General features: G+C 35.5%; 19 protein-coding genes and 2 tRNA genes. 9 read left to right on the top strand and 12 right to left on the bottom strand.

Annotation, left to right across the window (positions count from 1 at the left end; genetic code table 11):
- The first annotated feature begins 102 nt into the window (after positions 1-102).
- A complete protein-coding gene (locus GOQ16_RS05215; protein WP_160068338.1) occupies positions 103-558 on the top strand; it encodes a hypothetical protein in 456 nt (151 codons plus the stop codon).
- Positions 559-1165: 607 nt separating this feature from the next.
- Here GOQ16_RS05215 and GOQ16_RS05220 read toward each other — a convergent pair.
- The 3 genes from GOQ16_RS05220 to GOQ16_RS05230 form a co-directional block, all read right to left on the bottom strand.
- Positions 1166-1250: transfer RNA gene (locus GOQ16_RS05220), tRNA-Leu, on the bottom strand.
- Between the two features lie 5 nt (positions 1251-1255).
- Positions 1256-1331: transfer RNA gene (locus GOQ16_RS05225), tRNA-Gly, on the bottom strand.
- Between the two features lie 204 nt (positions 1332-1535).
- Positions 1536-3566, bottom strand: a complete 2031-nt coding sequence (locus GOQ16_RS05230; protein WP_160068339.1) for a M3 family metallopeptidase — start codon at positions 3564-3566, stop codon at positions 1536-1538.
- A 362-nt stretch (positions 3567-3928) separates the two neighbouring features.
- On the opposite strand from GOQ16_RS05230, the gene GOQ16_RS05235 reads away from it, so the two are divergent.
- From GOQ16_RS05235 to GOQ16_RS18000, 7 genes are all read left to right on the top strand, one after another.
- The gene (locus tag GOQ16_RS05235) at positions 3929-4477 is read left to right on the top strand and encodes a YeeE/YedE family protein (RefSeq protein ID WP_160068340.1); all 549 of its coding nucleotides are present in this window, start codon (positions 3929-3931) and stop codon (positions 4475-4477) included.
- 1 nt (position 4478) lies between these two features.
- The gene (locus GOQ16_RS05240) at positions 4479-4895 is read left to right on the top strand and encodes a DUF6691 family protein (protein ID WP_240140962.1); all 417 of its coding nucleotides are present in this window, start codon (positions 4479-4481) and stop codon (positions 4893-4895) included.
- An 11-nt stretch (positions 4896-4906) separates the two neighbouring features.
- The gene (locus GOQ16_RS05245) at positions 4907-5686 is read left to right on the top strand and encodes a sulfite exporter TauE/SafE family protein (protein ID WP_160068341.1); all 780 of its coding nucleotides are present in this window, start codon (positions 4907-4909) and stop codon (positions 5684-5686) included.
- 16 nt (positions 5687-5702) lie between these two features.
- On the top strand, positions 5703-7067 hold the full coding sequence (locus GOQ16_RS05250) for an MBL fold metallo-hydrolase (RefSeq protein WP_160068342.1): 1365 nt from the start codon (positions 5703-5705) through the stop codon (positions 7065-7067).
- An 11-nt stretch (positions 7068-7078) separates the two neighbouring features.
- Positions 7079-7708 carry a Crp/Fnr family transcriptional regulator gene (locus tag GOQ16_RS05255; RefSeq protein WP_160068343.1) on the top strand — a complete coding sequence of 210 codons (630 nt, stop codon included), beginning with the start codon at positions 7079-7081 and terminating at the stop codon, positions 7706-7708.
- A 103-nt stretch (positions 7709-7811) separates the two neighbouring features.
- Positions 7812-8285 carry a 23S rRNA (pseudouridine(1915)-N(3))-methyltransferase RlmH gene (gene rlmH / locus GOQ16_RS05260; protein WP_160068344.1) on the top strand — a complete coding sequence of 158 codons (474 nt, stop codon included), beginning with the start codon at positions 7812-7814 and terminating at the stop codon, positions 8283-8285.
- A 49-nt stretch (positions 8286-8334) separates the two neighbouring features.
- A complete protein-coding gene (locus GOQ16_RS18000) occupies positions 8335-8457 on the top strand; it encodes a hypothetical protein (RefSeq protein ID WP_262886247.1) in 123 nt (40 codons plus the stop codon).
- Positions 8458-8637: 180 nt separating this feature from the next.
- Here the strand turns inward: GOQ16_RS18000 and GOQ16_RS05265 are convergent, their stop codons facing one another.
- From GOQ16_RS05265 to GOQ16_RS05275, 3 genes are read right to left on the bottom strand one after another with little or no spacing between them, the layout of a single operon-like run.
- Positions 8638-9090 carry an NUDIX domain-containing protein gene (locus GOQ16_RS05265; RefSeq protein WP_160068345.1) on the bottom strand — a complete coding sequence of 151 codons (453 nt, stop codon included), beginning with the start codon at positions 9088-9090 and terminating at the stop codon, positions 8638-8640.
- An 8-nt stretch (positions 9091-9098) separates the two neighbouring features.
- Positions 9099-9893, bottom strand: a complete 795-nt coding sequence (locus GOQ16_RS05270; RefSeq protein ID WP_160068346.1) for a 3-keto-disaccharide hydrolase — start codon at positions 9891-9893, stop codon at positions 9099-9101.
- A 4-nt stretch (positions 9894-9897) separates the two neighbouring features.
- Entirely contained in the window at positions 9898-10629 is a 732-nt protein-coding gene (locus tag GOQ16_RS05275) for a hypothetical protein (RefSeq protein ID WP_149912569.1), read from the bottom strand.
- Between the two features lie 131 nt (positions 10630-10760).
- Between GOQ16_RS05275 and GOQ16_RS05280 the strand changes: the two genes are divergently transcribed.
- Positions 10761-13181 (top strand): alpha-ketoacid dehydrogenase subunit alpha/beta, encoded by a 2421-nt coding sequence (locus tag GOQ16_RS05280; protein WP_160068347.1) that lies wholly within the window; start codon positions 10761-10763, stop codon positions 13179-13181.
- A gap of 4 nt (positions 13182-13185) precedes the next feature.
- Here the strand turns inward: GOQ16_RS05280 and GOQ16_RS05285 are convergent, their stop codons facing one another.
- From GOQ16_RS05285 to GOQ16_RS05310, 6 genes are all read right to left on the bottom strand, one after another.
- Positions 13186-14052, bottom strand: a complete 867-nt coding sequence (locus GOQ16_RS05285; protein WP_160068348.1) for an ROK family protein — start codon at positions 14050-14052, stop codon at positions 13186-13188.
- Positions 14053-14137: 85 nt separating this feature from the next.
- Positions 14138-14440: a hypothetical protein gene (locus GOQ16_RS05290; protein ID WP_160068349.1), complete on the bottom strand. Its 303-nt coding sequence runs from the start codon at positions 14438-14440 to the stop codon at positions 14138-14140.
- A gap of 46 nt (positions 14441-14486) precedes the next feature.
- Positions 14487-15578: a chorismate synthase gene (aroC, locus tag GOQ16_RS05295; protein WP_149912565.1), complete on the bottom strand. Its 1092-nt coding sequence runs from the start codon at positions 15576-15578 to the stop codon at positions 14487-14489.
- A gap of 156 nt (positions 15579-15734) precedes the next feature.
- Positions 15735-16985 (bottom strand): 3-phosphoshikimate 1-carboxyvinyltransferase, encoded by a 1251-nt coding sequence (gene aroA, locus GOQ16_RS05300; RefSeq protein WP_160068350.1) that lies wholly within the window; start codon positions 16983-16985, stop codon positions 15735-15737.
- Positions 16985-18097, bottom strand: coding sequence for a chorismate mutase (locus tag GOQ16_RS05305; protein WP_149912563.1), 1113 nt, complete (start codon positions 18095-18097; stop codon positions 16985-16987). The genes aroA and GOQ16_RS05305 overlap by 1 nt, the downstream gene beginning before the upstream one ends.
- A 54-nt stretch (positions 18098-18151) precedes the next feature.
- Positions 18152-18976: a prephenate dehydratase gene (locus GOQ16_RS05310; RefSeq protein WP_149912562.1), complete on the bottom strand. Its 825-nt coding sequence runs from the start codon at positions 18974-18976 to the stop codon at positions 18152-18154.
- Positions 18977-19011: the final 35 nt, after the last annotated feature.

Raw genomic sequence — 19011 nt, forward strand, 5'->3', positions numbered from 1 at the left:
CGAACAGTTATTCTTAAGAATCGTTGGGCAATTTTTAGGAATGCAGATGGGAAAAGGAAAATCATACAGATTTTAGTGAATTATTAAAATGAATGAATTGATATGGAAAAGTTTGAGAAAAGGTTGGCAACCTATAAAGAAAAATATGGCGAGGAAAAGCGTCAGAGTAAATTTAGTTATAACCAAAGTGCTGAACAGATAATTTATCGAAATGAAGCCTTACGTACTGGTCAACGTGATATGTATGCGGAATATTTAGGTGCACACCATGATCTGGATGAGTCGAATGAATTAAAGGCGTTTGATAGTATTGCACCCCGAGTAATGAAACTAGATAGACCTTCTTTTTTGGCTTGGGCTACAGATAAGGGAATTGAATTAGTCGAAAGTGATATTTATATTTTTGATGAAGATGCTATCCTAAAAGGTATACGTCTGGATGATACTGAATTGGAGGATTATGATGTAGAAGCCAGCTGGGACGATCTTGTACATAATTTGCACAAGCCCGAAGATCTTGCAAAGGAGCGAGCTTACTTTTGGGTGTTGGATGAATAATTCTTATTTAAATTTATGGATTGATTTCAATAAGTTAAACTATGTGTGGCTTCTGCTATATTTATTTTCTGAGAATCAATGGCAGTCCATTGATATAGGCTTAGTAAAAAATAAAATATCCAAGTTATGTCGAACCGATTGGGTACTATAGCGAAAAAGATTTTGTGTTTTGGATAGAATTGTGTTTGGAATATAATAAAGTACTTATGCAATCTAAGAAATAGTAGATGAATAAATCTGAATTTGAACTTGTTCTAAGAGAATTTATGCTGATTGTTTATCCCTCAAATGAAGAAGTTTCGTGTATTAATTTTAGAATCACATTTGTGATATGAAATATGGGGCAGAGGATTAAGTTTGGAGGGCATTATTTTGCTGGGGATAATTATATTCCAATAAATCTAATTAAGATTGAAAAATTGAAATGTCGTCAGTTTTGTGAAAGTATAGAATTGTTTCGCAGTCATAATTTGGTATCTGCCAAATGGAATACAATAGATTTAACACTGGACCAAGATAATTTAATAAGCTATAGTTTTAGGTGGGAGGAAGAAGAAAATCGTGAGAATTTAAAACAAAAAAAGCCCGACAATATTGTCGAGCTTTGTACCTAGGGCGGGAATCGAACCCGCACTCCTTTAACAGGAACAGGATTTTAAGTCCTGCGTGTCTACCAGTTCCACCACCTAGGCAACTCTGGAGCGAAAAACGAGATTCGAACTCGCGACCCCAACCTTGGCAAGGTTGTGCTCTACCAGCTGAGCTATTTTCGCTTTTTTAAGTCTTTCAATTTTGTTTCGAACATCGCGTCCGTCCCGATTTGATGATGCAAATATAGAGCTATAATCCATTTCTGCAAAATGTTTTTTAAAATAAAATGCCTTCTTACATCGGTAAAAAGGCATTTGTTTGATAATCAGTGATAATAAATTTTATTAAATTATACTAAATACTGTATAGAAGTATGTTTAATTTAATTATTTCAGCAATCCTGCTCTTCTTAACAACGGATCAACTTGCGGTTCTTGCCCTCTAAATTGCTTATAAAGCTTCATGGGATGAACCGTGCCACCTTGCGAAAGGATATTATCTTTAAATTTTTCTGCAATTTCCTTATTAAAAATTCCATTCTCTTTGAAATATTCGAAAGCATCAGCATCCAATACTTCCGCCCACTTGTAACTGTAATAGCCAGATGAATATCCGCCATTAAATATATGGGAGAATGACGTGCTCATCGCATTATCCTCTACATCGGGGTAGAATTGCGTAGAAGCGAATTGCTCTTTTTCGAATTCTTTAACATTCGAAATGGATGAAGGATCTTTACCATGCCAGCCCATGTCGAGCAAACCGAAGCTCAATTGACGTACTGTTGCCATACCTTCAAGGAATGCAGCAGATTCTCTGATTTTTTCAACCAATTCCATTGGAATAATCTCACCTGTCTGGTAATGTTTAGCAAATAAGGTTAAAGCTTCTTTTTCATAACACCAGTTTTCCATAATTTGACTTGGTAATTCCACAAAATCCCAATAAACTGAAGTGCCAGAGAGGTTAGGATACTGTGTATTTGCCAACATGCCATGCAATGCATGACCAAATTCATGAAATAGCGTCGTTACTTCATTGAATGTCAATAAAGCTGGTTTAGTTTCTGTTGGAGGTGTGAAATTGCAGACAATAGAAACATGCGGTCTTTCATTAGTGCCATCTTTAATATATTGCGGTTTGAAAGAAGTCATCCACGCACCTTGACGTTTGCCTTTGCGCGGAAAGAAATCGGCATAGAATACAGCAACAAAATTATTATTTCCATCTGTCACTTCATATGTCTGCACATCTGGATGATATTTGTCAATGGTTTGTACCTCGGTAAATTTCAAATCAAATAGTCTATTGGCAATCTCAAATGCACCTTGTAATACATTTTCTAATTTGAAATAAGGTTTCAAAAGTTCGTCATCGAGCTGGAATTTTTCTTGTTTTAGTTTTTCGGAATAATATGATCCATCCCATTTTTCCAATTGCTCAATACCATCTTTTTGCTTAGCAAATGCTGTAAGTTCTTCGAATTCGTATTGCGCTGCTGGTTTTGCTTTTTCTAACAAGTCATTTAGAAAAGCAAGTACTTTGGCAGGTGACTCTGCCATTCGCTCTGCTAACACAAAATCAGCATGTGTTTTATAGCCTAGCAGTTGTGCCCGTTGATGACGTAGCTTGGCTATTTCTAAGACATTACTTTCATTGTTGTTATCATTTTGTTGAAAACCTTTACGTCCTGCAGCCAAAGTAATCTCTTTGCGTAAATCGCGATTATCAGCATAAGTCACAAAAGGGATATAACTTGGGTAATCCAACGTAAATATCCAACCTTCTTTGCTTTCTGATTTTGCAAGTGATGCGGCTGCTTCTATTACACCTTCAGGCAGACCAGCTAAATCTTTTTCATTTGTGATATGCAATTGGTAGGCATTAGAATCTGCCAGAACATTTTCACCGTATTTTAATTTTAATACAGCTAATTTGGAATCTATGTCGCGTAATTTTTGTTTCTGCTCATCATTCAACAGAGCACCATTACGAGCAAAATCTTTAAATGATTTTTCCAGTAAAGTTTCTTGTTCAGGAGTCAGGTTTAAAGTGCTTTTCTGATCGTATACTGCTTTCACTCGAGAGAACAAATCAATATTAAGCGTGATATCATTGCCAAGCGCAGAAAGTTTTGGTGCGACTTCTTGTGCAATTTTTTCTAATTTATCATTTGTTTCTGCGGAATGCAGATTAAAAAATAGATTACTAATTCGATCCAAGGTTAAACCTGAATACGCTAATGCTTCAATCGTGTTTGCAAAAGTTGGAGGCTCGGGGTTGCTTACAATGTCTTCAATCTCTTTTAAAGTCAATGTAATGCCTTCTTCAAAGGCCGGAATATAATCCTTTTCCGCAATTGCCGAAAAAGGAGCTGTATCGTGTACGGTATTAAATTTTTCTGTTAATGTTGCCATGTGCTAAAGCTATAAATATTTTAGGAATTATTAAATCAATATAGCGTCAAGTCTAGTTGGCTTTGCTGATATGTCTGAATTGATTTAGGATTTAAATAGCATATATTTTGTCTCTTAAATCCATATTCTTAGTAGATATTATTTTAAGGCTATTTAGTCTTAATTCTGTTGTATTTATGGTAATAATAAATTAAAAATGAATTATTTTCGGATAATGAGTTATTAAGCTATAATTAGTTTTGTTTTGTGTAAATTAGATAAGACTTGAAAGTTTTGTTTTGGTAATTATGATCTTTAAGTAACTTAAGTTACCTACATAATGAATTAGAGCAATTACTTTTGTAGTATAAAATGAAATAAATATGGAAATGATATTTGGAACATGGCCTTGGTACGTTGGAGGACCACTAGTCGCAATCATCATGTTGATTCTAATAAAATTGGGGAAATCTTTTGGATTTTCATCCAATTTCAGAACGATGTGCGCCGCAATGGGGGCAGATAAGAGTTGTGATTTTTTTGATTTCAACTGGAAATCACAACGTTGGAATTTATTATTCTTACTCGGAACTATAATCGGTGGATTCGTAGCAGCAAATCTTTTAGCAAATAATCAAGCAGCACCTATTTCGGAAGAATCAATCGCCGCATTACAAGCGTATGGATTTGAAAGTGCGGGTAAAGCATATTTACCTACAGAATTATTTTTTGATTTAAGCCCGAAGAATATAATCATTCTGTTGGTAGGTGGATTATTTATTGGCTTTGGAACACGTTATGCAGGTGGCTGCACGTCCGGGCATGCGATTTCGGGTTTGAGTGATCTGCAATGGCCTTCATTAGTCGCTGTCGTTGGATTCTTTATTGGTGGACTTCTGATGGTTCATATTTTGTTCCCTTTAATTTTTTAGAATGATGAGAAAGTTAATTTTCGTGCTATTAGGAATAGCATTCGGTATAGTAATGTATAAAGCAGAAGCAGCTTCTTGGTTTAGAATATTTGAGATGTTTAATTTCCAATCTTTTCATATGTATGGATTTATTGGGTCTGCATTAGCAGTTGGCGTAATCGGAGTACAATATTTTAAAAGAAGTCAATCGAAGGATGTTGATGGGGAGGATATAGTTATCCAACCAAAAGCAAAATCAATTCCCAGATATCTTATTGGTGGTGTTTTTTTTGGATTAGGTTGGGCCTTAGTTGGGGCATGTCCAGGACCGATATTCGCACTTTTGGGATCTGGTGTGTTTTCAATCATCATCGTTATCATCGGCGCATTGGCAGGAACATATTTTTACGGTTTGATTCGTAAATATTTGCCTCACTAATTGGATACTAAATGTTTGTATTTGGATTAATATTAGCGGTTTTCGTTGGTATAACGTTAGGATTAGTTGGCAGTGGAGGATCCATACTCACCGTACCAATTTTTGTTTATGTATTTGGGGTTGATCCTGTGTTAGCAACGGCATATTCGCTTTTTGCTATCGGAGCAACATCAATTATAGGTGGTGTAAAGGGATTTATACATAAAGATGTTGATTTTGATAAGCTTTTGAAATTTGGTATTCCATCAATGATATCAGTTTTCTTGACACGGAAATTTATCGTTCCATTAATCCCTGATCATTTGAATTTATTTGGCCATACTGTTGCGCAAGAAGTTGTCCTAATGGTTCTATTTGCGATCCTGATGCTTTTTGCGGCTTATGCTATGTATCAAGAAATTAATATTCCACAGACAAACTTTCCCTTTTTAACTATTGTATTAAAGGGCATATTTGTGGGGAGTGTAACAGGAATTGTGGGGGCTGGAGGCGGATTTCTAATTATTCCTGCGCTTACTAATTTCTTCAATCTGAGTATGAAAAAGGCTGTAGCAACATCTTTAGTGTTGATCGCTATCAATTCTATTTTAGGATTGTTAGGTGATTGGAGAAGGATCGAATTATTTGATTGGAATTTATTACTGCTATATACGCTTTTGACTATTGTAGGGATTTTTATAGGCTTTTTTATCAGTAATAAAATAGATGGAATGAAGTTGAAGCGTATCTTTTCAATGGGGATTATGGCTGTAGCAATTTTTGTGTTACTTACTGAATTTGGTGTTATTTAATTAAAAATTATTAGAAATGTTTTTCGAACAAATATATGATAAAACTTTAGCTCAAGCGAGTTATATGATTGGTTGTCAAGTGTCAAAAGAAGCAATAGTTATTGACCCTAAGCGCGATGTAGATACGTACTTGGAAATCGCTAAAGCCAACAATCTAACAATAACGCATGTTGCTGAAACACACATTCATGCAGATTTCTTATGCGGTAGTAGAGAACTTGTTGCTTTGACAGGAGCAAAATTGTACTTATCTGACGAAGGTGGGACTGATTGGCAGTATGAGTTTCCACATATCGGCTTGAAGCATGCTGATGTTATCTCTATTGGTAACTTGACTTTGGAGACGATTCATACGCCTGGCCATACGCCTGAGAGTATTTCTTTCTTATTGACAGATCATCCAGCTACAGAACAACCAGTGATGCTATTTACGGGAGATTTTGTATTTGTAGGTGACGTAGGAAGACCTGATTTACTGGAAGAAGCTGCAGGAGTCGAAGGTTCTAAAGATATTGGTGCACAGCAATTATTTGAGTCGTTAAAATTTTTTAAATCTTTACCCGATTATATTCAAGTATGGCCTGGACATGGAGCTGGTTCTGCATGTGGTAAATCTTTGGGAGCAGTCGCAAGTACCACAGTAGGGTATGAAAAGATTAGAAATTGGGCATTGCAATATGACGATTTTGAAACTTTTAAAGAAGAATTGTTACGTGATCAGCCAGAAGCTCCTTACTACTTTGCTAAGATGAAAAAATTGAACAAAGTAGATAGAGCGTTATTAACTGAGGTTCCGAAGCATCCAACAATAACACTTGATGAAATAGCTACTGATGCAATTCTTGTGGATACGCGGAATAAAGTGGAGTTTGCGAATGGTCACTTGCCAAAATCTATAAATATTCAAAACAACAATAGTTTAGCAAATTGGGCAGGATGGATGTTACCATATGAAAAACCGCTGGTATTAATTGGCGAAGAAGTGGATAAGGAAGATATCACCCGAAAACTGATGCGTATTGGATTAGATAATATTAAAGGTTTTATTACCGATATTGGAGATAATTTGACCAAAACTATAATCGTAGATGCGGAATTCGTCAAACAAGAATTAGCGGAAGACCAATCAATAGTATTAGATGTACGTAGTGCTGTGGAATTTAGAAAAGGACACATTGAGGCAGCTAAACATCATTTTGTAGGGCATATAGCCAAGAATTTACCTACTTTTCATAAGGATCAATCGCTAATTATTCAATGTCAATCTGGTGATAGGGCAACAATAGCAACATCTTTCCTTGAGAAAGAAGGATTCACGAATGTGAAAAATTATGCAGGAAGTATGCAAGATTGGATGGCTAAGGGGAATCCTGTGGTATAAATAATATAAATATGCAGAATTTGCTGAGAACGCGCTATGCAGGCGTTTTGGATAATAATATTCTAAGTGAGATCGAGACTGTTGCTAAGTTCAGAAGCTTTGAAAGAGCGGAAGTAATTTTAGAAATAGGTCAATCCATTCATTTTATACCTCTTGTATTAAGCGGAGCTGTCAAAGTCATGCGCGAAGATGCTGACAAAGGTGAGTTGTTATTGTATTATTTAAGCGGTGGGGATACTTGTACAATGACAGCTACCTGTTGTACCCAAAATCGGATAAGTGCAATTCGTGTTATCGCTGATTCCAAGGTTGACATAGCTTTTGTTCCAAATAATTATTTCAGCATATGGTTAGCAGAAAATGAATCTTGGAGAAACTTTATTCTATCAAGTTATTCTATTCGTTTAGATGAAATGATACAAGCTGTTGACAGTTTAGCATTTTCAAATATGGAAGAAAGAGTAATGTCTTATTTAAATCAAAAAGTCAAACTTGAGGAAAATAGAATATTAACAATAACGCACGCAGAAATTGCAACAGATCTGAATTCTTCACGTGTTGTTATCTCTCGCATCTTGAAAAAATTGGAATCAGATGAGAAAATTGTGTTGTTACGTAATGAAATACGAGTTTTAGTTTAATTAATTATTGAAAAACAATAATTAATTTTCTATATTTATTTCAATTAGTGATTACTATCACTAATTATTTTTTTAATGCAAATATTTAGTTGAATTTTACGTTATGAAGATAACGCTTGTGTGCATAGGAAAAACAGATGACAAATACATTCAAGAGGGAATTGATAAATATAATAAGCGATTAAAACATTATATAACCTTCAATATCGTAGTACTACCTGATGTCAAGAATGTGAAAAATCTTTCTCAATCACAACAAAAGGAAAAGGAAGCTGAATTATTTAATAAACATATTCAAAACACGGATTATGTAGTTTTATTGGATGAACGTGGGAAAGAATACAGTTCTATAGAATTTTCATCTTTTTTAGAAAAAAAAATGATAGCTAGTGTACAGCATATCGTGTTTTTAGTCGGTGGACCTTATGGATTTTCTGAAGAAATAAAACAACGCGCCAATTCACTTGTTTCATTATCGAAGATGACTTTTTCTCACCAAATGGTTCGCTTGTTTTTCATTGAACAAATATATCGCGCTTATACGATTATGAAAGGTGAACCCTATCATCACGAATAGAGTATGTAATACAGTGACAATTTTCATCATATACTAAAAGGAGAACGCTATGGATTTAGATAAATATAAAAGAGACTTCAAATATAGAAGTAGAGAAGGTGATAAAAGTTTCAAATGGATAATTATTCTGGGCGGAATAACTATTGCGATATTGGCTTATTTTTTGAATTAAAAAAATAAGGCGATATTGGGAGTATCGCCTTAAAATCACACTAACTATTTATCTCTTATGAAAAGAGAATAGGGCATCGATGGTTTGAAATTATCAAGGAAACATCGATGATATAAATTTAGTAAATTAAGTTTTAATATTTCAAAATTTTATAGAAAAAAATATTAATTAGTTTAATTATTAACTATTGGTTAATAATTTAAATATTTCTAAAGCTTTTTTGTCCGTTTTAAATGTTAATTCATCTACCGTGAAATCTTTTAGATTTATTAATCTAAATACTTCTAGTTTATCCGCAATAATATTGTTATCAAATTCGAATGGTGAATTCTTTAGATCGATATCTAAATCTTCTAAAGCTTTAACCTCATAATATACGCTAATTATTTGGCTATTATTAAAACTTGATTTCTCGTAAAAATCAGTAGTATATATATGCCTTACTATGTCGACTTTTAAATTGCACTCTTCGATAAATTCTCTTTTGAGCGCATCTATTAACCCTTCTCCATATTCTAATCCTCCTCCTGGAAACTTAGTGAAAGATACGCTTTGAGTTCTTTCATCCGTGATCAGCACATCATCGTTTTCTGTTCTAAGTATTCCGTATACTCTAACGTTAAATGGAAACATTGATTTTTTTAGTTTTTCTTAGATAAATCTTTTAAATATATATTTCTGAACTCTACAGGCTGACCTTCACTTTGTAATGCAATAAAACCTTCTTTGAGAGCTGAGCCATCTACTTTGATACGAGGATCGAAGTTATTTACAACAGGACCACCTATATGTGGTTTGGAATACGTTAATACCGTATCGCCCTCTATGATATGTTGAATTAGTGAATCGCCCAAAACAATGAGTTCAGCTTTTACCCATTGATCGCCATGATATGTTTTGGATGAAGAATTAATGCAGTGTGTAGTATTCAATTCTCCATTGAGGTATATATGTGTACCTGGCGAACACATGTTTCCTGTCGTTCTAGATTTTCCATCAGACAATCCTCCTAAAAATTGCATTTCAACTGATATTGGCCAATCTTGATCAGCGGGCATTGTACGAGGATCTTGTGAATGAAACATGATTCCACTATTTCGCAACGTATAACTTGGTGCTCCAGGATACAAATCCCCATAAAATCTATATTCTAATTTCAAATGGTAATGTGAATAGGGCATATCGTAATATAAGTGACCGAAGCGATCCTCATATTTGTCACCGTAGCCATCATAATTCACTTGAATCACATTATCTTTGATACGAAACGTATTGGCATAATTATTACCTACTTCATAGGGATAAATCTTAGCTGTCCAGCCAGTTAAGTCTTTGCCATTAAACAATGGTTTCCATTCTTCCTTATGTTCTTTTCTTGCAGAACATCCTATTAGCGATGCGCATAATAAAGCAGAAGCAAAATATTTAAAGGTCATAAGCCTAAATTTCTATAAATCCTTTTTCAACAGCATTTTCGTCTACGAATAATACCGAGTAATGTCTTGGCAAAAGCCATCCTATGGTATTTGAAATAATTTCAAATTTTTTCTCGTCAGCAATTTGTGGAGGTGTAAAATTAAAAACCAAATCTTGCTTTACATCTTGCTCATTCTCATAATTACGTGCTATCATCATTGCTTTAGGCGTTTCGATTCCGGCATGCTTTAAGAATTCACGTAGTTGATTCTTAACATATTTTGGTAAAATTGAATCCGAAGGTGCACCAACTAAGATTTGTTCGTCGGGTTGTATAACAATTTGTTCTTTATTATTGGAAAAAATGCTTTCATCCGAATAAAAAGTATCATTCAGTTCATAATTTACAATATCACCATAAGTAAAAATCCAGTCTGGTCTCTCGTTTTGCGCATTAATCACAATTCCAAATCCCTGAGTAAGTATAGCGGGAAGCTGTTTATTAATTACAAATGCTTGGAAGCTTTCGTCTGTTTTTACATTTTGAAGTTGTATATATGGGAATCCATCGCTAGCAATTACCACTTCTGGACTTCCTAATTTTAGGTTGGCTTGATCGATGGATTGAAGAAATCTTTCTACCCATTTTTCGTTGCGTTCTTCAAAAGGTACTTCTAATAATGAATTCAATATCACCGTCTTCTCTAAATCGCCTAATCCAACTTCTGGATTATTCTCATTATTCGTTACACTCATATTCTAATTTAATTCTTTAAGTTGTGCTTAAAAGTACATAATTCTTATCTATATTTTAGATGTAATATTAAATTATTGGCTATATTGTAAAGAGTTATTTTGCTACTTTTGTTGAACAAGAATATAAGTTAATGATAGATACGAAACTGAATACACCAATGGATATCGCTGCTTCAAAGTTAAGTTATGATGATTTTCGTGAGATCATATTGAAAGACTATGAAGCTGCAGTTCAAAGTCGGTATGTAAGTTTACTAGGTAGAAAAGAAGTTCTTACAGGCAAAGCTAAGTTTGGGATTTTTGGTGATGGCAAAGAAGTAGCACAGATTGCTTTGGCAAAAGTTTTCAAAGAAGGAGACTGGCGGTCTGGTTATTACAGAGATCAGACATTGGCTTTTGTATCTGGAATTAGTACGCCATATCATTTTTTCTCTCAGTTGTATGCCAATCCTGATATAAAAGCAGATATATCTTCGGCAGGAAGACAGATGGTTGCCCATTTTTCAACGAATCTAACAGAAGATAATGGAAGTTGGAAAGACCAGACCAAACAAAAAAATTCATTTTCGGATATTTCAACTACTGGTGGGCAAATGTCACGTACACTTGGATTGGGATTAGCTTCTAAATTATATAGAAATAATAAAGCATTAGATTACTTACGATATTTTTCACATAGTGGTAATGAGGTCGTGTTCTGTACGGTAGGTAATGCATCGACTTCCGAAGGGGTTTTTTGGGAAACTGTTAATGCAGCTGGTGTGAAACAAATTCCAGCTGTCATTTCGATTTGGGATGATGGTTATGGTATTTCTGTACCAAATGATATTCAAACGACCAAAGCTGATATTTCAGAAGTCTTACGAGGTTTTCAACGTGATAATAGTCATTTTGGTTTCGAAATTTTTAAAGTAAAGGGTTGGGATTATGCCGGATTGTGTGAAACCTATGAAAGAGCAGCTAAAGTAGCGCGAGAAAAACATATTCCCTGTTTGGTGCATGTCACTGAAATGACTCAACCACAAGGACACAGCTCTTCAGGTTCGCATGAACGCTATAAATCCCAAGAGAGATTGCAATGGGAACAAGAATTTGATTGTAATGTCAAACTGCGTAAATGGATAATAGATGCAGGAATTGCTTTGGATGATGAGTTGAAGCAGATTGAGTCATTGGCTAAAGATTATGTTCGTAAAGAACAAAAGCGTGCATGGACAGATTATCGAAAAGTAATACAAACTGAGTTGGACGAAGCTATTCATTATCTTTCTGAGCTTGATAATGAGATCGTTGAGCTTCCATTGAATATTTTAAAAAGTACTACAGAGCCTTCTTTAAAAGAAATTTATTCAACAGTTCGGCAGGTTTTGCGAGATCTGCGTTTTGAGGATTCTACTGAGAAAGCAGCCTTATATACTTGGTATCAGGAAAAACTAAAATTAAACGAAGACCGCTACAACAGCAAATTGCATGTAGAAAATTCGTTTTCTCCACTTGAAGTAGAAATTATAGAACCTTCATATTCTGCAGATTCTCCTATTTTGGATGGGAGAGAGGTGCTCAACGCCTGTTTTGAAGCTAATTTCAAAAATGACGATCGCCTAGTTGCATTCGGTGAGGATGTCGGAAAAATTGGTGATGTTAATCAAGGATTTGCAGGCTTACAAGATAAATTTGGCGATTTACGCATCTTCGACACTGGAATACGTGAATCAGCTATCATTGGAAAAGGAATTGGTTTGGCTGTAAGAGGTCTTCGTCCAATTGCGGAAATTCAATATTTAGACTATCTAATTTACGCATTACCTGTTTTGAGCGATGATTTAGCATCTTTGAGCTACAGAACAAAAGGTCAACAAAAAGCGCCGGTCATTATTCGCACACGTGGACATCGTTTGGAAGGAATTTGGCATTCTGGTTCTCCGATGACTGTTTTATTGGGAGCTTTGCGCGGCTTGCATATTTGTGTGCCACGTAATATGACGCAAGCTGCGGGTATGTATAATACGCTATTACGCGGAGATGATCCCGCAGTAGTAGTTGAATGTTTAAACGGTTACCGTTTGAAAGAAAAAATGCCATCAAATGTTGGGGAATTTACGGTTCCTATCGGTGTTGCAGAGGTTATTCGTGACGGAGCAGATATTACGGTAGTTTCTTATGGTTCTACATTACGTCTGGTACAAGAGGCGGCAATGGAATTGGATAAAATTGGTATTTCGATTGAAATAGTGGATGTACAATGTCTACAACCATTTGATCGTACGCAAGTATGTTTGGCTTCATTGCGCAAAACAAATAGAATTTTGGTTGTAGATGAGGATATGCCTGGTGGTGCCTCCGCATTTATTTTACAACAAATTCTAGAAGCTCAAAATGGGTATTACCATTTGGATAGCAAACCGAGAACTTTATCGGCTAAAGCGCATCGTCCACCTTACGGATCGGATGGAGACTATTTCACTAAACCGTCTGTTGATGATATTATTGAAACGGTGTATGAAATTATGAATGATGTAAATCCACAACAGTTTCCTAAGTACTTAGCCTAGAAGACTACGTATTTGGATTTGAAAATATAGAAGCAGCACCGATTAATGCTGCTTTTTCAGCATATTGTGCTTTTGTAATTTTAAATGCGGAGAACTCATCATTTGTAGCAATGTAATCCCAAGCTTTGGTTATATTTCCTCCAAAAATGAAGTGATTGCATGAGTGGATTTCACTAAAATAGGCTAAAAAATCTTTTAAGTGAATTCTATATTCTTGTATTAATTGCTCAAATGCGATTGTATCTTTATGATTTTCTATAATCTCTTTTAGACCTTTCTCTTGATTTCCTGTTAATTCTTTAAAACGTCGTGTAAACCAGCGTGTCACTAGATATTCTTCGAATATGGATTCTTTGTATTTTTCTTTCCAAAGATCCGCATCAAATGCTGTTTTTCCTTTTGACCATACAGCTGATCCCAAACCAGTGCCTAATGTAATTCCTAAAACTTTATTCTCCGATGAAAGATGCTGCGCATATATTTCGCCTTGTAAAAACGCCGCTGCATCATTGATGTATTTAATTTCCAAATTTTGAAGTTGCAATTCAGTCAAAATGCCTTCAGTCGTATTAAGTTTGTAAATAGCATCATACTTGTCCTGATTTTTCATTAAGGAAATACCACCCTCATAATCAAAAGGTCCAGGCATCGCTATTCCAATATGCTTAATTATTCCATCAAATTTATCTAGAGAAGATTTTATATTACCAGCCCATCCTTGAAAAATCGATTTAGCATTTGAAGACGAATTAATATGCGCGCGAGTTAGTGTATATGATAAAATTTCCCAATTTTGGGTATTAACAATAGCAGAAGTAATATGAGTTCCACCAATGTCACACGCTAAAATAAAAGAAGGGGCTTCTGACATAATTGCAATTAGATTAACTTAGTTATGATCCAAAGATATGTTTTCTTATTAAATTTTGAATATAAAATTTTTAATAAGTTAAATTTTAATTACATAGGCTGCGATCCACGTAGGTTTTACCACCGTTTCTATTTATATAATAGCAGCCTCCTCGAGGACCACGTATATAGGTTCTGCCTGAATTATTCGTTGAATTACTTCTAAAAGTTTGAATTTTATTATTGGAAGAAGAGGGATTACTCGAAATTGATTTACTATTCACGTATTCCCAAGTGCCATTGGATCGAAGTAATACTTTCTTTCCATCTTTCGTTGTGGCATATTGCTCTTGAGCTTGCACAACGAAAAATAGCATAAAGCTAAGAAAGGTGATGAATAAAGATTTCATAGGTAATAAAAGGTTAAATAGTTTCCGTGAAAATACGGAAACTATTTTAAATATTTGTATAAGCTCTTTGCTTCAACAATTGGTCTGCAATAACTAAAGCTGCCATTGCTTCAACAATTATTACCGCACGAGGAACTACACATGGGTCGTGTCTTCCTTTGCCCGAAATGGTTGTTTCTTCGCCTGCTTGGTTCAAGGTATTTTGATCACGCATAATAGTTGCTACAGCTTTGAAAGCTACTTTGAATGTGATATCCATACCATTAGAAATACCTCCCTGTATACCTCCTGAGAAGTTAGTTTTGGTCACTACCTTGTCGTTTTCAGTAATGAAAATATCATTGTGTTCAGAACCTTGCATTCTCGAACCTTCAAATCCAGAACCGTATTCAAATCCATGAACGGCATTAATGCTCAACATAGCTTTGCCTAATTCCGCATGTAATCTGTCAAATACAGGTTCGCCCAATCCTGCAGGCACACCTCTAATAATAGTAGAAATACGTCCACCAACAGTATCGCCATTTTTGCGGATATTATCAATGAAATCAATCATTTCATTGGCAGTTGCGGGATCAGCACAACGAGCGATATTCGATTCACGTGTTTCTAACAAAGCGTTCAAATCCGAAGAATCCACATTTGGTGCTTCAATTTGACCTACTCCAGAGACATGCGCAAAAATCTCAATACCCTGTTGTTTTAAAAATAACTTGGCGATAGCACCTGCCGCTACACGAGCTGCTGTTTCTCGTGCTGAAGAACGACCTCCACCTCTGTAATCACGAATTCCATATTTCATTTGATATGTGTAATCGGCATGCGAAGGACGGAATTTATCTGAGATATGAGAGTAATCTTTAGAACGTTGGTCTTCGTTGGGAATCACAATCGAAATTGGTGTACCTGTAGATTTTCCTTCGAAAACTCCTGATAAAATTTGCGCGGTATCGCTTTCTTTGCGTTGTGTTGTGATTTTTGATTGACCAGGCTTGCGTTTATCCAATTCAGATTGAATAAATGCTTCGTCAATTTCAATATTTGAGGGGCAACCATCTACAATAACGCCAATTGCTTTGCCATGGGACTCACCAAATGTGGTTATTCTAAATAAATCGCCGAATGAATTTCCTGCCATAATTTGATTTTAGTAGCGTAAATATACTATTTGCCGACTAATAATTTTACATCCTGTCATTCCGACGTTAGAAGAAATCTATGCAATTAACAGTTATCCTTTCTGATAGATTTCTCATTATTTTGAAGCTCGTTCAAAATGACAATCAGCGTTATTTTAATCTGCTATGGAAAAACCTTGTGCTGTTAAATGATCCCAATACATTGGATATGATTTTTCAACCACGTGTGGTTCTTCTATTTGGATTTCTTTGAAAACTAAAGCCAAAGGTGCAAATGCCATTGCCATTCTATGGTCTTCGTACGTCGCTATCGAAATTGCTTCAGGCTCTTGTACATTATCGGTATTCAAATGATAAACTTCATTATCTTCTGTAAATGTAGCTCCAAATTTTCCGATTTCATTTTGCAATGCAGCGATACGGTCTGTTTCTTTAATTTTCAAGGTTTCTAAACCTGTAAAAGATACATTGCGTTTCAAAACAGCGGCAACAACAACTACAGTTTGCGCTAAATCAGGACATTCTTTCAAATCAAATAACGTTTTATCCGATTGTAAAGCTGTTTTCTGGAGCAAAATTCCTTTTTCTTCGAAAGTCGTTTTCACGCCAAAATGTTCCATGATTTCAGAGATCGCGATATCACCTTGCAGACTGTTTTTCTTCAATCCTGGAAGTCTGACTTCAGCTTCTTCAGCCAAGGCAACCATAGCATACCAGTATGAAGCTGCGCTCCAGTCTGGTTCTACGTAAATCGTTGCTTCTTTCGCCTCTTGTGGAAGAATTTGAATATTATTGCCTTCCCAAGTGTGTTGAATACCCGCTTCAGCAAGCATATTTAAGGTCATTGTTACATAAGGACGCGATGTCAATTCCCCTTCAATTTCAATAGTCAAACCTTTTTTCAAAGATGACGCTATCAATAGGAGCGAAGAGATGTATTGACTACTTACATCGCCTTTGATGCTTACTTTATCTTTGCCTTGAAATAATTTGCCTTCAATATGTAAAGGAGGATAGCCTGTTTTCTTGACATAATGCACATCCGCACCAATAGTCTTCAATGCATCCACTAAAATACCAATCGGACGTTGTTGCATACGTTCTGAACCAGTCAGTATAAAATCACCCGGAATCAGATTCAAATAGGACGTCATAAAACGCATCGCAGTTCCAGCTGGACCTATGTCAATTGTTTTTTGACCTTCGCCTTCTGCGTTTGCATCTTTTATGGCTCTTGTCAATAATACAGTATCATCAGCTTCCGAAAGATTTTCAATAGAAACTTTGCCTTTACTTAATGCTTGTATAATAAGAGCACGGTTGCTCTCTGACTTAGAGCCAGTAAGTTGTACCGTGCCACTTAATTTTTTTGTTGAATGAGATAGCTTAATGCTTGTTTGACTCATTATGCCTCCGTAGCTGTATTAACGTTCATAATCTCATTTTGCTTGCGGATTGACTCATTGTGCAATAACTCTAAGTATTTCACTGAGAAATCTTCACCCAAATTTAATGCTTTAGCTAATTGAACACGTTTTTGAATAATTTCATCCCAACGAGAAACTTGTAAAATAGTAACATTGTTATCACGTTTGTATTCGCCGATTTTCTCCGCTACTTTCATACGATCACCAATTAACTTTAAGATTTGGTCATCCAATTTGTCAATTTGTGAACGTAATTCTGCTAATTTATCAGAGAAAGCAGGGTCTGCAGATTCAGGTTGACGGTATGATAGATTATCTAACAATTCTGCTAAAGCAGCAGGCGTAACTTGTTGTTTTGCATCTGTCCAAGCTACTGAAGGATCGATGTGTGATTCGATGATGAAACCTTGCATATCCATATCCATTGCTTTTTGCGCAACGTAAGGAATCAATTCACGGTTACCACAGATGTGGCTAGGATCATTGATAATAGGTAATTCTGGAGCGATTGTTTTCAATTGAATCGCTAAATCCCACATTGGTTCATTACGGAAAGCAGTTTTTTCGTATGATGAGAAACCGCGGTGGATAGCAGCAATTTTCTTGATTCCAGCACCATTAACACGCTCTAATGCACCAATCCATAGCGACAAATCTGGGTTGACAGGGTTTTTAACAATAACTGGAACATCTTTACCGTATGCTTTGATCGCATCAGCAATTTCTTGAACAGTGAATGGGTTTGCTGTCGAACGCGCACCAATCCATAAGATATCAACGCCAGAATCTAGCGCTTCTTTTACGTGTTGAGCTGTTGCAACCTCAGTCGCAGTTAATAGACCAGTTTCTTCTTTTGCACGTTTCAACCATTCTAATCCAATACTTCCGATACCTTCAAATTCTCCTGGACGTGTACGTGGTTTCCAAATACCTGCACGTAATACATGAACTTTACCTGTATTTGCTAGTAAGTGTGCTGTAGATAATAATTGCTCTTCAGTCTCTGCACTACATGGACCTGATATAATTAATGGTTTACCGTCTGTATTTATCCAAGAATTTAATGGTTGGATTTCTAATGAATGTTTCATTTTTATTTCAATTTTTTTATTTACAATTTGATTAGTTACGCTGATATGTTTGTGTTATACTTTTTCGTTTTTAATGTATTCGCCCATGATACTAAAATTCACCGTATGCTTCAGTACTTTGCGAATGGCTGCATCGAAGTCTGATTGTTTTTTCCATTCTACATCGACATAGAAATCATATTCATTGCGACGACCGACTACTGGCATCGATTGGATTTTGCTCAGATTTACATTTTGTTCTGCGAAACATTGTAATACAGCAGCTAATGAACCAACTGCATTACCTGTTTGAAATGATAAAGAAGCTTTATTCGCATTTTTCTGTTCTACTACTTCGTTTGCTAGAATAAGAAAACGCGTTGCATTTTTTTTATGTGTCTCAATTCTCTTTTCTAAAATATTAAGACCATAGATTTTAGCTGCATATTCACTTGCGATAGCTGCTGTTGAAGTCAATTTATCTTCTGCAATTTTCTTAGCACAGCCCGCAGTATCCATTCCTTCTTTAATTGTCCATTCTGGGTGTTCTCCCAAAAACTCATCGCATTGACGGATTGCAATAGGGTGGGACTCCACAGTTTGAATGTCACTCAACTTCACGCCTGGCAAAGCCAAAAGATTTTGTTGAATATTCAGATGTACTTCACCGATAATGTGGAATCTGTAATCTCTCAACAGATTGTAATTCGGTAGGATACTTCCTGCAATGGAATTTTCGATTGCCATTACCACATAATCTGCTTTACCTTGTTTAAGCATTTCGCAGGTTTGTTTGAAAGAACCACACTCAATTGTTTCGATATCTTGACCGAAATATTTGTAAGCAGCTTCTTCGTGGAATGATGCTTTAACACCTTGAATTGCAATTTTTATACTCATGTTGTTTTTATGTTCACAAAAAAAAGTCCCAGTTT

Origin of the sequence: Sphingobacterium bovisgrunnientis (assembly GCF_009829085.1) — a bacterium.
Lineage (GTDB): Bacteria > Bacteroidota > Bacteroidia > Sphingobacteriales > Sphingobacteriaceae > Sphingobacterium > Sphingobacterium bovisgrunnientis.

Excerpts from the sequence above, each read along its gene's own strand:
- GOQ16_RS05275 (WP_149912569.1), bottom strand. The coding sequence starts at position 10,629 with ATGAGTGTAACGAATAATGAGAATAATCCAGAAGTTGGATTAGGCGAT.
- GOQ16_RS05250 (WP_160068342.1), top strand. The coding sequence starts at position 5,703 with ATGTTTTTCGAACAAATATATGATAAAACTTTAGCTCAAGCGAGTTAT.
- GOQ16_RS05285 (WP_160068348.1), bottom strand. The coding sequence starts at position 14,052 with ATGTCAGAAGCCCCTTCTTTTATTTTAGCGTGTGACATTGGTGGAACT.
- aroC (WP_149912565.1), bottom strand. The coding sequence starts at position 15,578 with ATGGCAGGAAATTCATTCGGCGATTTATTTAGAATAACCACATTTGGT.
- GOQ16_RS05305 (WP_149912563.1), bottom strand. The coding sequence starts at position 18,097 with ATGAAACATTCATTAGAAATCCAACCATTAAATTCTTGGATAAATACA.
- GOQ16_RS05280 (WP_160068347.1), top strand. The coding sequence starts at position 10,761 with ATGATAGATACGAAACTGAATACACCAATGGATATCGCTGCTTCAAAG.
- GOQ16_RS05255 (WP_160068343.1), top strand. The coding sequence starts at position 7,079 with ATGCAGAATTTGCTGAGAACGCGCTATGCAGGCGTTTTGGATAATAAT.
- GOQ16_RS05265 (WP_160068345.1), bottom strand. The coding sequence starts at position 9,090 with ATGTTTCCATTTAACGTTAGAGTATACGGAATACTTAGAACAGAAAAC.
- GOQ16_RS05245 (WP_160068341.1), top strand. The coding sequence starts at position 4,907 with ATGTTTGTATTTGGATTAATATTAGCGGTTTTCGTTGGTATAACGTTA.
- GOQ16_RS05290 (WP_160068349.1), bottom strand. The coding sequence starts at position 14,440 with ATGAAATCTTTATTCATCACCTTTCTTAGCTTTATGCTATTTTTCGTT.
- GOQ16_RS05270 (WP_160068346.1), bottom strand. The coding sequence starts at position 9,893 with ATGACCTTTAAATATTTTGCTTCTGCTTTATTATGCGCATCGCTAATA.
- aroA (WP_160068350.1), bottom strand. The coding sequence starts at position 16,985 with ATGAGTCAAACAAGCATTAAGCTATCTCATTCAACAAAAAAATTAAGT.
- GOQ16_RS05230 (WP_160068339.1), bottom strand. The coding sequence starts at position 3,566 with ATGGCAACATTAACAGAAAAATTTAATACCGTACACGATACAGCTCCT.
- GOQ16_RS05235 (WP_160068340.1), top strand. The coding sequence starts at position 3,929 with ATGGAAATGATATTTGGAACATGGCCTTGGTACGTTGGAGGACCACTA.
- GOQ16_RS05240 (WP_240140962.1), top strand. The coding sequence starts at position 4,479 with ATGATGAGAAAGTTAATTTTCGTGCTATTAGGAATAGCATTCGGTATA.
- rlmH (WP_160068344.1), top strand. The coding sequence starts at position 7,812 with ATGAAGATAACGCTTGTGTGCATAGGAAAAACAGATGACAAATACATT.
- GOQ16_RS18000 (WP_262886247.1), top strand. The coding sequence starts at position 8,335 with ATGGATTTAGATAAATATAAAAGAGACTTCAAATATAGAAGTAGAGAA.
- GOQ16_RS05310 (WP_149912562.1), bottom strand. The coding sequence starts at position 18,976 with ATGAGTATAAAAATTGCAATTCAAGGTGTTAAAGCATCATTCCACGAA.
- GOQ16_RS05215 (WP_160068338.1), top strand. The coding sequence starts at position 103 with ATGGAAAAGTTTGAGAAAAGGTTGGCAACCTATAAAGAAAAATATGGC.